We start from the raw sequence: 14,888 nt of genomic DNA on the forward strand, positions 1-14,888 counted from the left end.
CAACCGATCCGCCTAACCCCTGTCCAGCCGATCAGGCCGGTTCCAGCACCTTCTCCGGCGCAGCCTTCACCGAAGCGCCGGTTTTACGGCCGAACTGCATCACGCCGTCCTCGACCTTGCCCATCCGCAGGGTCATCAGGTCCAGCGCGTAGTTCTGATGCACCTTCCAGGGCTTACGCGTCCCCTGCTTGGGGAACTGGCCGATTGAGCGGGTGATATAGCCCGACGAGAAGTCCAGCCACGGCGCGGCCTCGACCTCGCCGTCGAGCCGCGGCACGCAGTAGTCGGCGCCCGTGCGGTCCATGTGGTTGAGCAGGCGGCAGACATACTCGCTGGTCAGGTCGGCCTTCAACGTCCAGCTGGCGTTGGTGTAGCCGAACACCGAGGCCAGGTTCGGCACGTCGCTGAACATCATGCCCTTGTAGCTCATCGACTGCGACAGGTCGGCGACCTTGCCGTCGACCACGACCTCCATGCCGCTGAGCAGCTGAAGCTGCAGGCCCGTGGCGGTGACCACGACATCGGCGTCCAGGGTCTTGCCGGACTTCAGCTGGACGCCCGTCTCGGTGAAGGTGTCGATGTGGTCGGTGACCACCGAGGCCGCGCCGCTCTTCAGCGCGTCGAACAGATCGGCGTCGGGCACCAGGCACAGGCGCTGGTCCCAAGGATTGTAGCGCGGGGTGAAGTGGGTCTCGACGTCATAGTCGGGGCCCAGGTGCTCGCGCACCATGGACAGCAGGCGCTCCTTGGTCTTTTCCGGCTTCTTGCGGGCCAGGTTGAAGAACAAGAGCTGGAACAGCACGTTCTTCCAGCGGGTGATGCCATACGCGGTCATGGCCGGAAGCTTCGATCGCAGCCAGTTGGCGATGCCGTCCTCGGCCGGGCGCGACACCACATAGGTCGGCGAGCGCTGCAGCATGGTGACATGGGCGGCGGTCTTGGCCATTTCGGGCACCAGGGTCACGGCGGTGGCGCCGCTGCCGATGACCACGACCTTCTTGCCGCTGTAGTCGAGGTCTTCTGGCCAGTGCTGCGGATGGACGATGCGGCCCTTGAAGCGCTCGGTTCCGGCGAAGTCCGGCGTATAACCGGCCGAATAGCGGTAGTAGCCCGAGCACATGTGCAGGAAGCGGCAGGTGAAGGTAACCGGCTTGCCGTCGTGTTCGGCCTCGACGGTCCAGGTCGCGGTCTCACTGGACCAGCTGGCGCGCTTGACCAGGTGCTTGAAGCGGATGTGGCGGTCGATGTCATGCTCGCGGGCGGTCTCGCGGACATAGTCCAGGATCGACGGGCCGTCGGCGATGGCCTTGGCCGCCTTCCAGGGCTTGAAGCTGTAGCCCAGGGTGTACATGTCGCTGTCGGAGCGGATGCCGGGATAGCGGAACAGGTCCCAGGTGCCGCCGATCGCCTCGCGCCCTTCGAGGATCGCGTAGGTCTTGCCGGGGCAGTGCTTTTGCAGGTGGTAGGCCGCGCCGATCCCTGAAAGCCCCGCGCCCACGATCAGTACGTCGACATGTTCCATCGCCATCTCAGTTTCCGCCCCCTGGCAAGCGCCGCGCGCCCGCATGTTCCAACCGCGTCCGCCCGCCGGTTGACCCGGCGTGGTGTATGTGAACGTTGTTCACCAACAAACGACCGTTTTGACCGTACGTCAACCGTGACCCGTCGACGCGAAGGCGGGTTTTGATTGCGTACGAATGGGGCGGCGGCTTAAGCGGTGTCTCATGTCCCTTCGCGACTTTGGTCTTCTGGTGCTGATCTGCCTGGTGTGGGCGGGCAGCAACATCATCTCCAAGCTGGTGGTCGCCCACTGGGGCGTGCCGCCGCTCTATTACGCGGCCGTGCGCTTTGCTCTGGTGGCGTTGCTGACCTTGCCGTGGCTGCTGCCCGCGCCTCGGCCGACCTGGCGGATGGTGCTGGTGGGCCTTCTGATGGGCGGCGGCAACTTCGCCCTCCTGTTCATGGGCTTTCAGACCGCCTCGCCGTCGGCCGCCTCGGTGGTGATCCAGGTCGGGGTGCCGTTCACGACCCTGCTGTCGGTGCTGATCCTGGGCGAGAAGATCCGCTGGCGCCGAGGCCTGGGCATCGCCCTGACCCTCCTCGGCGCGGTGGTGGTGATGTGGAGTCCCAAGGGCATCGAGCTGTCGGCGGGGCTCTGGCTCATCGTGGCGGCGGCGTTCACCGGCTCCCTGGGCGCGGTGATGATGAAGCAGATCGAGGGTGTGAAGCCGTTGCAGTTCCAAGCTTGGGTGGGCTTCTCCTCGCTCTGGCCCCTGGCGGCGATGAGCGCCTTCATGGAGCCGGGGCAGGTGGCGGCGGGCCTCCACGCTGGCTGGCCGTTCGTCGCGGCGGTGGTGTTCTCGGCCGTGGTGGTTTCGATCCTGGCCCACACGGCCTATTACGGCCTGATCCAGCGCTATGAGGCCAATCTGATCGCGCCGCTGACCCTGATGACGCCGCTCTTCACGATCGGCATGGGCGTGGTGGTCACCCACGACCACTTCGATCTGCGGATGGGGATCGGCGCGGCCCTGGCGCTGCTGGGCGTTCTGATCATCGCGCTTCGGCGGAATCAGGTCATGCCCCTGCTGATGTCGCTGCGGAGCCGCCTGCAATGAGCCTGTCCCTGATCGAGGCCCCGTCGCCCAATTTCGACGCCCGCAAGGCCGTGCCCGACACGGTGATCCTGCACTATACGGGCATGGAGACCGGCGAGGCGGCGATCGAGCGCCTGCGCGATCCCGAGGCCAAGGTCAGCGCCCACTACTGCGTCGAGGAGGACGGCCGCATCGTGCGCCTGGTGGCCGAGGAGCGTCGGGCCTGGCACGCCGGCGCGGCCTTCTGGAAGGGCGTCAAGGACATCAACTCGGCCTCAATCGGGATCGAGATCGTCAATCCCGGCCACGAGTTCGGCTATCGCCCGTTCCCCGAGGCCCAGATCGCCGCGGTGATCAACCTGCTGGCCGACATCCGCTTGCGCTGGATGATCCCCGATGCCCGCATCCTCGGCCATTCCGACGTCGCGCCGGCGCGCAAGATCGATCCCGGCGAGCTCTTCCCCTGGAAGCGCCTGGCCGAGAGCGGCCATGGCCTGTGGATCGAGCCGCCGCCTTCGCCCGGCGCGCCTTTGGGCCAAGGCGAGGAGGGGACCGGCGTCTTCGCGCTGCAGGCCGGTTTGACGCGCCTGGGCTATGACTGCGCGCCCAGCGGAAAGTACGACGAATGGACCGCCACCGTCGTCTCGGCCTTCCAGCGCCACTGGCTGCAGAGCCGCTTTGACGGAATCGCCGACGGGGAGACCCGCGCCCGTCTCGTGGGCCTGCTGCGGGCGGGCGCCGACTGATGCATCCGGCCCCGGCTTTCCGCGTCGAGGACCGTGCGGTTCTGCTCGATTTCCTGCGCGCCCATCCGTTCGTGACGCTCGCCGCCAGCGTCGGCGGGCGGCCCTTCGTGGCCCAGTCGCCGATCGTCATTCGCGAGCTTTCCGGCGAGATCGCGCTGGACTTCCACCTGTCGCGCGGCAACGTCCTGACGCCGCACCTGACCCAAGGCTTCCCGGCCATCGCCTTGGCGACCGGCCCGGACGCCTATGTCAGCCCCGACTGGTACGAGAGCCCCGATCAGGTGCCGACCTGGAACTATCTCGCCGTCGAGGCCGAGGGCGCGGTGGCGCCGCTGAACGACGAGGAGCTGACCGCGCTGCTCGACGACCTGTCGGCCCAGGAAGAGGCCCGGCTAGCGCCGAAGACGCCCTGGACCCGCGATAAGATGAAGGTCGGCAAGTTCGAGGCCCTGCTGCGTGGCATCATGGGCGGGCGCTTGTTCGTCGAGCGTCTGGAGGGGACCTTCAAGCTCTCGCAGAACAAGTCGGACGCCGACCGCCTGGGCGCGGCCAAGGGCCTGGGCGACCATCCGATCGCGGGGCTGATGCGCTCCTGACTCCCTCTCCCAAAGGGAGAGGGCGGGGCCCGCCGCGAAGCGGTGGGAGGGAGAGGGGTTATGAGGTTTGACGGCGTGCCGGCGCGCCGTCGGACGCTATAACCCCTCTCCCCAACCCTCTCCCTGTGGGAGAGGGCGCCGGTCGGATGTCTGTTGACCTCGCGGCCCGGCAAGGTCATTGAACCCCCGGACCAGATGGTCGGGCGGTCGCGTCGTCTTCGGACGCCGAGGAAAGTCCGGGCTCCACGGTGACAAGGCGGTGGGTAACGCCCACCGGGAGCGATCCCAGGGATAGCGCCACAGAAAGCAAACCGCCTCCCGTTCGCGGGCGGTAAGGGTGAAAGGGTGGGGTAAGAGCCCACCGCGGACCTGGTGACAGGGACGGCATGGCAAGCCCCGCCTGGAGCAAGACCGAATAGGGACCCCGCGTCGGCCTCGCGCCGACTAGGCCGTCACTGGCCGAGAGGGTCCGGGTAGGTCGCGAGAGCCGTCCAGCAATGGCCGGCCTAGAGGAATGATCGTCGCCGTCTCGCAAGAGGCGGAACAGAACCCGGCTTACAGATCATCTGGTCCATTTTCGGCGGAGGCGGGGAGCGCCCCCTCCGACGCGCGGCGACGCCGCGATCCACCTTGCCCCGTAGGCGGGAACGCAAACCGAAGTCGAATTGAGTGCGCTGTCACCGTTATCGACGGTTATCTGAATTCCACCTCCTGTTGAACTGTCAATGATGTCCAGCGTTGTCGGTGCAAATATCGCCAAGGCGTGATTTAAATATTTCAATGCGTTTGCTAATCGCAAGCGCGATTGTTGCGGAAATGAATATAAATACTATAGCGTGAGTGTAATGATAATTATTATTGTGGGAAATTGTTAGGTGCTTCCCGAGGCCAATGTTGAACGCTACGTGAGCCGACATCGCCACCAGCACCGCGTGCCATGTCTTCCCGGTAAGTAGGCCGAATACGATCGCCGTTGCTGAGGCGACATGAAGAGCGGCTGCCGGCGCGTAGTCGATCAGGCTGTGGCCGATATTTTGGTATCCGACCGCGCGACTTGCGAACTCGGCCACGGCAACGCCAAGCCCAGCAAAGGCAATGGCGACCAAGCCGCTGGAGCGCATCTTCAAGATGAAGCCCGCAGCACATAGCCGCGCCAACTCTTCCGCGATCGCCGACAATGCCAATGGCGAGATTGCGTAGAAATCGCTGGCGCGGAAACTATGTGGCAACGGTAGTGCTAGGCCTAAAAAGAGAAGAATAGTTGTAAGCGCAATGCTCAATAATATCCAAAATATTATTCCGATCATCCCGAAAACGCAGGAGCGCATAACTTTTATCTCCACAGAAGGGGGGGCGGTTCTCCCTCTCGTCTATTAAATTAAGTGCCGCCTAGCGTGCCTCCTGGGCGATATTTGGAAGAACTACGATGGCAGTGTGCTTAAGTTCCGACAGTTCCCTACAGCCCAGGCTCGCGCTTGGCTCGACGTCAATCTAGTGCGCTGTCACCGTAATCCGCAGCACCGACAACGGCCCTGAGCGTGCTGGCCGACAATCCCGCCGTCACGCTGGCCCTGGGTATCGCAACCATGGTGCAACTGATCCTCTCCACCCTTCTCATCTTCCTCTTCGGTCTGGCCGTGAAGCGCCGCTTCCAGATCAGCTAGGCGACCGTCCGGCGACCCTCTGCGTCGGCTGCGCCGCCACCTCTTCCACGTGGAGAGGGTTTTCCCCTGCCTCGCAATGGGCTCAACTGACACTGCGGGCGTCGCCTAACTCATCAGTTCTGTGTATGTTCTGTGGATTAACTTTCCACCTCCGTGAGCAAGGGGTGCAACATCTTTGAAATTGCGATGAATTGCTCTGGAGTGTCATTGTATCCCAGTTCATCCCATGTTAACCCAATTCTCGTCGGAGCGAGGGTGGTGGCTCGCTGACCGGCTTGGGTCTGGCGGGGTTTAAGCTTCAGTGTTTCTCTCGACGTTCGAGAAACAGCTCGACAGCAAGCGGCGCATTGTCGTGCCGCAGGAATTCCGCGCGGCCGTCTCGGGTCCCTTTGACGGCATCTTCTGCTTCCCCTCGATCGAGGCCGACTGCCTGGAGGCGGGCGGCAAGGCGCTGTATGATCGCTATCAGGCGGTGATCGAGGAGATGCCGTTCGGCGATCCCGTCCGCACGGCGCTGGAGACCAGCATCCTGGGCGGCATGGCCCGGCTGACCTTTGATACAGCTGGTCGCATTACGCTGCCCGACCATCTGTGCGACATGTTCGGCCTTACGGATTCGGTGGCCGTCGTCGGTATGGGTGAGCGTTTTCAGATCTGGTCGCGCGAGGCCTTCCAGGCCCATCGCGCGCAGCAGCGTGATCTGGCGCGCGAAGGCCTGGCGGCCCTGCGCGCCCAGCAGCGCGCGGCCAAGTTCGGGGGCGCAGCGTGAGCGCCGCGCCGCACATCTCGGTCCTGCTGGACGAGGTCGTCCAGGCGCTGGACGTCAAGCCCGGTGACGTCGTCGTCGACGGCACCTTCGGGGCGGGCGGCTATACCCGTGCGGTGCTGCCGACCGGCGCTGGCGTCGTGGCCTTTGATCGCGATCCGACCGTCCGCCAGTTCGCCGAGGGCCTGCCGGCCGATCGCTTCCGCCTGGTCCAGGCCCGCTTCTCCGAAATGCTGGACGAGCTGGGCCCGCAGAGCGTCGACGGCGTGATGCTGGATCTGGGCGTTTCGTCGATGCAACTGGACCAGGCCGAGCGCGGCTTTTCGTTCATGCGCGACGGGCCGCTGGACATGCGGATGGGCGATACCGGCCCCACCGCAGCCGACCTCGTCAACACGCTGGAACAGACCGAGCTGGCGCGCATCCTCTATGTCTATGGCGAGGAGCACGCCTCGCGCCGCATCGCCAGCTTCATCGTCCGCCGCCGCGAGGAAAAGCCGTTCGAGCGCACCCTGGACCTGGCCGAGGTGATCGAGCGCGCGGTCGGTGGCCGCAAGGGCGCCAAGGTCCATCCGGCCACGCGGTCGTTCCAGGGGCTGCGCATCGCGGTCAATGACGAGCTGGGCGAGCTGGAGGCGGGCCTCGCCGCCGCCGAGCGGGTGCTCAAGCCCGGCGGACGGCTGGTGGTGGTCACCTTCCATTCGCTGGAGGACCGCATCGTCAAGGCGTTCCTGGCCGAGCGGGCCGGGCGCACGCCGGGCGGCTCGCGCCATGCGCCGCCGGTCCAGGCGGGCGCGGCGCCCAGCTTCCAGCTGATCTCCAACAAGGCCATCGCCCCGAGCGAGGCCGAGCTGGCCGTCAACCCGCGCGCCCGGTCCTCGAAACTGCGCGCGGCCGTTCGCACCGATGCTCCGGTGTGGGAGGGCGCGGCATGACGATGTCCGGCGTCTTCAATCGACGTGTCCGGGGTTTCCGCGTCGTCGAGGTCGCGGGGCTTTGCATCCTGCTGACCCTGGTCACCACCGTCTATCTGGCCAAGACGTTCGCGGGCCGTGAGCGCCAGGAGATCGCCCGCATCGAGCAGGAGATCGAGGAGGAGGCCGCGCGCAAGCGCCTGCTGGAGGCCGAGGTTGCGCACCTCGAACAGCCTCGCCGCATCGAGCAGCTGGCGCGGATGATGCAACTGAAGCCGATCGCGCCGGATCGTGAAATCACCGAAGACGCTCTGATCGATGTCGCGCGCCGCCGCGAGCTGCCGAAGGCGGCGGTGTCGGCCGAGCCGATCACGCCTGAGGCCTTGGCCGCCGACGCGCCTGAACCGCTGCCCGACGATGCGGCGGTTCCTGCGGCCCCCACGCCGGGGGCGCCGCGATGAGCCTTTCGAACCTGGGTCCTGGCGGCTTCCAGTCGCCGCTCTGGCGGTGGGTGATCGAGCGCGTCTGGCGGCTGGAGCACGCTTTTGAGCGTTCGCGCGCGGCGGCGCGTCCCGAAGACGACACCCGCATCCGTATCTTTCTGGTCATGGGTTTCTTCGGCCTGTGCTTCGTCGGCGTGAGCCTGGGGGCGGGCTGGTCGGCGTTGTTCTCGCGCGCGGGGCAGGGCAACGCCTACGCTCAGGGCGTGGAGGGCGCACGCGGCGATCTCGTCGATCGCAACGGCAAGCTGCTGGCGGTGGATCTCGCGCACTACGCGCTCTACGTCGATCCGCGGGAGATCTGGGACGCCAAGGAAACGCGCACGGCGCTGGGCCGGGCGCTGCCGCAGGTGCCGGGCAAGCGTCTGGACAAGGTGGTGTACGGCGATCACCGCGCCTTCGTCCTGGGCGGCCTGACGCCCGACGAGAAGGACGCGATCTTCAACCTGGGTCTGCCGGGCGTGTCGTTCGAGGAGCAGGAGCGGCGGATGTATCCGCTGGGCGCGACCGCCGCCCACCTGATCGGCTTCGTCGACAGCGGCGGCAAGGGCCTTGCCGGCGCCGAGCGGGCGCTGGACGATCCGATCCGCCGCGCGGCGGGCGGCGAGGGCGGTCCGACCCAGCTGTCGATCGACATCCGGGTGCAGGCCGCGCTTGAGGACGAGTTGCGCAAGGCCGCAGAGGAGTTCACGCCCAAGGGCGCCGTCGGTTTGGTCACCAACGTCCACACCGGCGAGATCCTGGGTATGGCCAGCTGGCCGGACTATGACGCGAACAAGGCGGGGGAAGCCACCGACGACCAGCGCCTGAACCGCGCCGCCGCCTCGGTGTACGAGATGGGCTCGACCTTCAAGGCGTTCACCGTGGCGATTGGGCTGGATACGGGCGTGGCGACGGCGTCGTCGACCTTTGACGCGCGAGAGCCGTTCAAGCTCGGCTACCGCACGATTCACGACTATCACGCCGCCCGGGCCATCCTGACCCTGGTAGAGGTGTTCAAACACTCCTCGAATATCGGCACGGCCATGCTGGCCGAGCGGATCGGCGGCGAGCGTCTGAGCCAATATTTCACCAATCTGGGCCTGACCAAACCGGCCAAGGTGGAGCTGAAGGAGTCGGCCCGGCCCCTGACGCCGCGCAAGTGGGACCAGGACGCGGTGGCCTCGACCTCGTTCGGTCACGGCATGAACGTCAGTCCCCTGGCCCTGGCCCAGGCGATGAACGCCCTGCTCAACGGCGGCGAGATGATGCCCCTGACCATCCGCAAGCTGCCGCCGGGCGTTCGTCCCGAAGGCAAGCGCGTGTTGTCGGAGAATACTTCGGCCGAGATGTTGAAGATCATGCGGGCCAATGTGGTGCCCGGCGAAGGGGGCAGCGGCGGCAAGGCCGACGTGCCGGGCCTGTCGGTCGGCGGCAAGACGGGGACCGGTGAAAAGTACGATCCCGCGATCCGGGGCTACAATCATCAGCGGCAGGTGTCGTCGTTCGCCGCGACCTTCCCAACGGACGGGCCGGTCGAGGCCGACCGCTACTTTGTCCTGATCCTGCTGGACGAGCCGAAGGGCAACGCCAATTCGTTTGGCTTCTCGACCGGCGGCTGGGTCGCCGCGCCGGCCGCAGGCCGGGTTATCGAACGCATCGCGCCGTTCCTCGGCGTCAAACGCAAGACCGAGCTGGTGACCATCGCCAGCCAGCCAAAGACGGCCACTCCGGAGGCGGGGCTATGACCAGACGATTGTCCGACCTGTTCAACCGTCCGTTCGTCCATGATCCCGTGATCGCCGGTGTCACCGCCGACAGCCGCAAGGTCACGGCCGGCTGGCTGTTCGCGGCCCTGCCGGGGACTAAGGTCGACGGCCGCGACTTCGCCGAAGGCGCGGTCGCCAAGGGCGCGGCGGCGATCCTGGCGCCGGAGGGCGGGCTGGAAGGTTTGGGCGTGCCGGTGGTGCGCTCCGAGGACGCCCGCCGCGCCTACGCCCTCGCGTCGGCGGCGTTCTGGGGCAAGCAGCCGGCCATGTGCGTGGCCGTCACCGGCACCAACGGCAAGACCTCGGTGGCCGGCTTCTGCCGCCAGATCTTCGCCAAGCTGGGCCACAAGGCCGCCAGCATGGGCACTCTGGGGGTCGTTGTCAGCCAGCCGGGCCAGCCCGACCAGCAGCTGACGCCCCCGGGGCTGACCACGCCGGACGCCGGTGACGTCGCCGAGATGATCGCCCGCCTGGCCGACATGGGTGTGACCCATCTGGCGCTCGAGGCCAGCTCGCACGGCGTCGACCAGCGCCGCATCGACGGCGTCAAGCTGAGCGCGGCCGGCTTTACCAACTTCACCCAGGACCACCTCGACTATCACGGCTCGATGGAGGCCTATCGCGCCGCCAAGCTGCGCCTGTTCGACACCCTGACGCCCGTCGGCGCCACGGCGGTGCTGAACGCCGACAGCGAGGCGTTCCCCACTTTCGCCTCGGCCGCCGTCACCTCGGGCCAGAGCGTCTTCTCCGTCGGCGAGGACGGGCAGGGCCTGCGGTTGTTGTCGCGGACCCCGACACCGGCCGGCCAGGACCTGCTCGTCGAGGCGGAGGGGGGCGTTCATCACCTCAAGCTGCCGCTGGCCGGCGCTTTCCAGGCGTCGAATGTGCTTGTCGCGGCGGGCCTGTGCATCGCCGCCGGCGAGGACAGCGCCAAGGTGCTCAAGGCCCTGGAAAGCCTGGAAGGCGCGGCCGGTCGCCTGCAGCGCGTGGGGCGCGGCCCCAAGGGGGGCGAGGCCTATGTCGACTACGCCCACACGCCCGATGGCCTGCAAACGGTGCTTGAGGCGCTGCGGCCGCACACCGCCGGCAAGCTGATCGCGGTGTTCGGCGCAGGCGGCGACCGGGACCGGGGCAAGCGTCCGTTGATGGGCGCCATCGGCGCGAAGCTTGCCGACATCGCCATCGTCACCGACGATAATCCGCGTTCGGAAGATCCGGCCTCGATCCGCGCCGCGATCCTGGAGGGCGCGCCGGGCGCCCGCGAGATCGGCGATCGCCGGGCCGCCATCCGCGCTGCGGTCGAGCTTATGGTCGAGGGCGACGTGCTGGTCGTCGCTGGCAAGGGTCACGAGCAGGGCCAGATCGTCGCCGGCGTCGTGCATCCGTTCGACGATGTGGCCGAGACCCTGGCCGCTCTGGAGGGCGTCGATGCCTGACGCCCTCTGGACCGCTGATGAGATCGCCCAGGCGGTTGGCGGCCAGGTGGCCGGCGACTTCGCCGCCACCGGCGTCTCGATCGACACCCGCTCGGTGGAGCATGGCGACCTGTTTGTGCCGCTGGTCGGCGCACGCGACGGTCATGACTTCGTGGCCCAGGCGGTAGCGAACGGCGCGGCGGGCGTCCTGGCGGCCAAGGCCGTCGACGCCCCGGCGGTGATGGTCGCCGACACCTTCAAGGCGCTGGAAGCCTTGGGCGTCGCCGCCCGTGAGCGCGCGCCCCAGTGCAGACGCGGCGCGGTGACGGGTTCGGTCGGCAAGACCAGCGTCACCCGCGCCATCGAGGCGGGCCTGCGCCTGGCCGGCAAGGCCCACGCCTCGGTCAAGAGCTACAACAACCACATCGGCGTCCCCCTGACCCTGGCGCGGATGCCGCGCGACACCGAACGGGCGGTGTTCGAGGTCGGCATGAACCACGAGGGCGAGATCGTCCCGCTGTCGGGCTTCATCCAGCCGCATGCGGTGGCGATCACCACCGTTGGCCCCGTCCACATCGAGAACTTCCCGGACGGCGAGGCCGGCGTCGCCCGCGCCAAGGCCGAAATCTTCGCGGGTCTGCGGCCCGGCGGCGTCACTGTGCTGAACGCCGATAACCGTTGGTTCGACTACCTGAAGGGCGAGGCCGAGAAGGCTGGCGCGACCGTCTGGAGCTTCGGCGAGGCCGCCGGGGCGACCGCCCGCCTGACCGGCTTCCAGGTGGAGGGCGCGGGCGCGACCGTTTCGGTCGAACTACGCGGCGAGACCTTCAGCTTCCCGATCCGCCAGACCGGCGTCCACTGGGGGCCCAACAGCCTGTGCGTGCTGCTGATGCTGGAAGCGCTGGGCGTCTCGCGCGACACCGCCCTGGCGGCGCTGGCGGCCTTCGCGCCCATCGAGGGGCGGGGCGCCGAGAAGACGATCCGCATTCCTGGCGGCGCCTTCACCCTGGTCGACGAGAGCTACAACGCCAACCCGGTCTCGATGCAGGCCGCGCTCAAGACCCTGGGGGCGCGCAAGGTCGCCGGCCGCCGGGTGGTGGCGCTGACCGACATGCTCGAATTGGGCGAGGACTCCGAGCGGTTTCACGCCGGGCTTGCGGACCCGATCGCGGCCGCGAACATCGACGTCGTTTTTCTGGCGGGCGTCCACATGAAATCGCTGTGGGAGGCGCTTCCTCCGACTCGGCGGGGCGGCTACGCGGAGGTTACTGAAAAGTTAACGTCGGTGTTGGCGGGGGCGATCCAGCCTGGCGATGTGGTGATGGTGAAGGGGTCGAACGGCTCCAGGGCTGGCGCGCTCGCCGTCGCTCTGTCCGCGCTCGATCTTGGGGAACAGGGCTGATGCTGTACCTTCTGTACGAATGGCTGACGCGCTCGCAAGAGCACTTTCCAGCCCTGAACCTGTTGAAATACCTGACCTTTCGGTCCGGCATGGCGATGCTCACCGCCTATATCGTCGCTGTGGCCATGGGCTCGCGCTTCATTCGCTGGATGAAGGCCAAGCAGGGCAAGGGCCAACCGATCCGCACCGACGGCATCGCCCGTCACGTCACCGAAAAGGCCGGCACGCCCACCATGGGGGGCTTCATGATCCTGGCCGGGCTGTTCGTCGGCGCCCTGCTTTGGGCGGACCTGCGCAACGTCCATGTCTGGGTGGTGCTGCTGGTCACCGGCAGCTACGGCGTGCTGGGCTTCATGGACGACTACGCCAAGGTCACCAAGCAGACCACGGCCGGTCTTTCCAGCGTTCAAAAGCTGGTGGCGCAGTTCATCGTCGCGATCATCGCCACGGTCATCCTGGTCCTGTTCGCGCCCAAGTCGCCGATGACGCCGGGCATGGAAACCAGTCTGGTCTTCCCGATCTTCAAGGCGCTGGTGATCAATCTGGGCTGGTTTTACGTCGCCTTCGCGGCGTTCACGATCGCCGGCTTCTCCAACGCCGTGAACCTGACCGACGGCCTGGATGGCCTGGCCATCGTGCCGGTGATGTTCGCCGCCTCGACCTTCGGCCTGATCGCCTACCTCGTCGGCAACTACAAGTTCGCCGACTATCTGAACCTGCACTTCGCGCCGGGCGTCGGTGAGCTGGCGGTGCTGTGCGGGGCGATCATCGGCGGGGGCATGGGTTTCCTCTGGTACAACGCCCCGCCGGCCAAGATCTTCATGGGCGACACCGGTTCGCTGGCTCTAGGCGGCGCGCTGGGCGCGATCGCCGTCTGCGCCAAGCACGAGCTGGTGCTGGGCATCGTCGGCGGCCTGTTCGTGGCCGAGGCGCTGTCGGTGATGATCCAGGTCGCCTACTTCAAGAAGACCGGCAAGCGGGTCTTCCTGATGGCGCCGATCCACCACCACTTCGAGAAGCTGGGCTGGGCCGAGTCCACCGTCGTGATCCGCTTCTGGATCGTGTCGATGATCCTGGCCTTCATCGGCCTGGCCACGCTGAAGCTGCGATAGGGGGCGAGCCGATGATCCCCGTCCGCGGATTCGAGGACAAGACCGTTGCGGTGTTCGGCCTGGGCCGCACCGGCCTGACGGCGGCGCGCGCCTTGATCGCGGGGGGCGCCAAGGTCGCCCTGTGGGACGAAAAGCCGGCCAGCCGCGAAGCGGCCGCCGCAGAGGGTTTTCCAGTCGTCGACCTGGAGGCCGCCGACTGGAGCCAGTTCGCCGCTCTGATGCTGTCGCCGGGCGTGCCGCTGACCCATCCCAAGCCTCACTGGACCGTCCAGAAGGCCAAGGCCGCCGGAGTCGAGGTGCTGGGCGATGTCGAGCTGTTCGCGCGCACGGTCAACGCCGCGCCGGCCCACAAGCGCCCCAAGATCATCGCCATCACCGGCACCAACGGCAAGTCGACGACGACGGCTCTGATCGGTCACCTGTGCGCCTCCGCCGGGCGCGACACGCGGATCGGCGGCAATATCGGTCTCGGCGTTCTCGGCCTCGAGGACATGCACGGCGGCGCGGTCTATGTGCTGGAGTTGTCGTCCTACCAGCTGGACCTGACCTCCAGTCTGCACGCCGACGCGGTGGTGCTGCTGAACATCTCGCCCGACCATCTGGATCGTCACGGCGGCATGGACGGCTATATCGCCGCCAAGCGCCGGATCTTCCTGAACCAAGGCAAGGGCGACACGGCGATCATCGGGGTCGACGACGCCTGGTGCCAGCAGATCTGCACCGAGATCACCGCCGCCAATCGCCGCACCATCTGGCCGATCAGCGCCGGGAAGGCGATGGGCCGGGGCGTCTATGCGCTGCAGGGCGTTCTCTATGACGCGACCGGCGAGCGCGTGGTCGAGGTCGCCGACATCCTGCGCGCCCGCAGCCTGCCGGGCCGTCACAACTGGCAGAACGCCGCCGCCGCCTACGCCGCCGCGCGCGCCATCGGCATTCCGATGCAGGACGCGGTCGACGGTCTGATGACCTTCCCGGGCCTGGCGCACCGGATGGAAACGGTCGGCAAGCTCGGCAAGGTGCGTTTCGTCAACGACAGCAAGGCCACCAACGCCGACGCCGCGCGGCAGGCGATGTCGTCCTATCCGAAGTTCTATTGGATTGCCGGCGGTGTGGCCAAGGCCGGCGGCATCGACGACCTGAAGGACCTGTTCCCCCGCATCGCCAAGGCCTACCTGATCGGCGAGGCGGCCGAGCCCTTCTCCTGGACGCTGGCGGGCAAGGCCGAATGCGTGCTCAGCGGCACGCTGGAGCGGGCGGTGCAGCAGGCCTATGCCGACGCCGCCGCCAGCGGGGAGGAGGCGATCGTCCTGCTGTCGCCCGCCTGCGCCTCCTTCGATCAGTTCAGCGACTTCGAGGCGCGCGGCGAGGCGTTCCGCGCCGCCGTGAACGGCCTTTCGGCGAGCGGCGGCAAGGCCGCCGTCGCTTAAG

14 protein-coding genes, 1 other RNA gene and 1 pseudogene are annotated in these 14,888 nt (G+C 67.2%); 13 read left to right on the forward strand and 3 right to left on the reverse strand.

The genetic code is table 11. The annotated features are described in order from the left end of the window. Window positions 1-31: 31 nt before the first annotated feature. Window positions 32-1,528: an NAD(P)/FAD-dependent oxidoreductase gene (locus tag CSW63_RS07845; protein ID WP_082749320.1), complete on the reverse strand. Its 1,497-nt coding sequence runs from the start codon at window positions 1,526-1,528 to the stop codon at window positions 32-34. A 196-nt stretch (window positions 1,529-1,724) separates the two neighbouring features. Between CSW63_RS07845 and CSW63_RS07850 the strand changes: the two genes are divergently transcribed. Genes CSW63_RS07850 through CSW63_RS07860 form a run of 3 tightly spaced genes read left to right on the forward strand, consistent with a single transcriptional unit; the run spans window position 1,725 to window position 3,939 of the window. Then, a complete protein-coding gene (locus CSW63_RS07850; RefSeq protein WP_062093702.1) occupies window positions 1,725-2,618 on the forward strand; it encodes a DMT family transporter in 894 nt (297 codons plus the stop codon). Continuing rightward, window positions 2,615-3,343: an N-acetylmuramoyl-L-alanine amidase gene (locus CSW63_RS07855; protein ID WP_062093703.1), complete on the forward strand. Its 729-nt coding sequence runs from the start codon at window positions 2,615-2,617 to the stop codon at window positions 3,341-3,343. Before CSW63_RS07850 ends, CSW63_RS07855 begins: the two co-directional genes overlap by 4 nt. Beyond that, on the forward strand, window positions 3,343-3,939 hold the full coding sequence (locus CSW63_RS07860) for an FMN-binding negative transcriptional regulator (protein WP_062093704.1): 597 nt from the start codon (window positions 3,343-3,345) through the stop codon (window positions 3,937-3,939). The genes CSW63_RS07855 and CSW63_RS07860 overlap by 1 nt, the downstream gene beginning before the upstream one ends. A gap of 2 nt (window positions 3,940-3,941) precedes the next feature. Here CSW63_RS07860 and CSW63_RS23725 read toward each other — a convergent pair. Further along, window positions 3,942-4,118: pseudogene (locus CSW63_RS23725) on the reverse strand (hypothetical protein); the annotation flags it as partial. Window positions 4,119-4,130: 12 nt separating this feature from the next. On the opposite strand from CSW63_RS23725, the gene rnpB reads away from it, so the two are divergent. Beyond that, an RNA gene (gene rnpB / locus CSW63_RS07865) (RNase P RNA component class A) lies at window positions 4,131-4,513 on the forward strand. 148 nt (window positions 4,514-4,661) lie between these two features. On the opposite strand, the gene CSW63_RS07870 is transcribed toward rnpB, so the two are convergent. Further along, entirely contained in the window at window positions 4,662-5,267 is a 606-nt protein-coding gene (locus tag CSW63_RS07870) for a hypothetical protein (protein ID WP_127846953.1), read from the reverse strand. A 210-nt stretch (window positions 5,268-5,477) separates the two neighbouring features. Between CSW63_RS07870 and CSW63_RS23985 the strand changes: the two genes are divergently transcribed. The 9 genes from CSW63_RS23985 to murD all read left to right on the forward strand — a co-directional run bounded on the left by CSW63_RS23985 (window position 5,478) and on the right by murD (window position 14,887). Then, window positions 5,478-5,603 (forward strand): hypothetical protein, encoded by a 126-nt coding sequence (locus CSW63_RS23985; RefSeq protein WP_255357736.1) that lies wholly within the window; start codon window positions 5,478-5,480, stop codon window positions 5,601-5,603. 301 nt (window positions 5,604-5,904) lie between these two features. Then, on the forward strand, window positions 5,905-6,372 hold the full coding sequence (locus CSW63_RS07875; RefSeq protein WP_062093705.1) for a division/cell wall cluster transcriptional repressor MraZ: 468 nt from the start codon (window positions 5,905-5,907) through the stop codon (window positions 6,370-6,372). After that, window positions 6,369-7,304 (forward strand): 16S rRNA (cytosine(1402)-N(4))-methyltransferase RsmH, encoded by a 936-nt coding sequence (gene rsmH / locus CSW63_RS07880; RefSeq protein ID WP_062093706.1) that lies wholly within the window; start codon window positions 6,369-6,371, stop codon window positions 7,302-7,304. Before CSW63_RS07875 ends, rsmH begins: the two co-directional genes overlap by 4 nt. Further along, window positions 7,301-7,744 carry a cell division protein gene (locus CSW63_RS07885; RefSeq protein WP_062093707.1) on the forward strand — a complete coding sequence of 148 codons (444 nt, stop codon included), beginning with the start codon at window positions 7,301-7,303 and terminating at the stop codon, window positions 7,742-7,744. The genes rsmH and CSW63_RS07885 overlap by 4 nt, the downstream gene beginning before the upstream one ends. Further along, window positions 7,741-9,510, forward strand: a complete 1,770-nt coding sequence (locus CSW63_RS07890; RefSeq protein WP_062093708.1) for a penicillin-binding protein 2 — start codon at window positions 7,741-7,743, stop codon at window positions 9,508-9,510. Before CSW63_RS07885 ends, CSW63_RS07890 begins: the two co-directional genes overlap by 4 nt. Next, window positions 9,507-10,967, forward strand: coding sequence for a UDP-N-acetylmuramoyl-L-alanyl-D-glutamate--2,6-diaminopimelate ligase (locus CSW63_RS07895; protein WP_099503837.1), 1,461 nt, complete (start codon window positions 9,507-9,509; stop codon window positions 10,965-10,967). The genes CSW63_RS07890 and CSW63_RS07895 overlap by 4 nt, the downstream gene beginning before the upstream one ends. Continuing rightward, window positions 10,960-12,348: a UDP-N-acetylmuramoyl-tripeptide--D-alanyl-D-alanine ligase gene (murF, locus tag CSW63_RS07900; RefSeq protein ID WP_062093710.1), complete on the forward strand. Its 1,389-nt coding sequence runs from the start codon at window positions 10,960-10,962 to the stop codon at window positions 12,346-12,348. The genes CSW63_RS07895 and murF overlap by 8 nt, the downstream gene beginning before the upstream one ends. Beyond that, on the forward strand, window positions 12,348-13,460 hold the full coding sequence (gene mraY, locus CSW63_RS07905) for a phospho-N-acetylmuramoyl-pentapeptide-transferase (protein WP_062093711.1): 1,113 nt from the start codon (window positions 12,348-12,350) through the stop codon (window positions 13,458-13,460). Before murF ends, mraY begins: the two co-directional genes overlap by 1 nt. A gap of 11 nt (window positions 13,461-13,471) precedes the next feature. Continuing rightward, window positions 13,472-14,887 (forward strand): UDP-N-acetylmuramoyl-L-alanine--D-glutamate ligase, encoded by a 1,416-nt coding sequence (gene murD, locus CSW63_RS07910; protein WP_062093712.1) that lies wholly within the window; start codon window positions 13,472-13,474, stop codon window positions 14,885-14,887. Window position 14,888 lies beyond the last annotated feature (1 nt).

The sequence above is a fragment of the Caulobacter sp. FWC26 genome (genome assembly GCF_002742645.2).
Classification (GTDB): Bacteria; Pseudomonadota; Alphaproteobacteria; order Caulobacterales; family Caulobacteraceae; genus Caulobacter.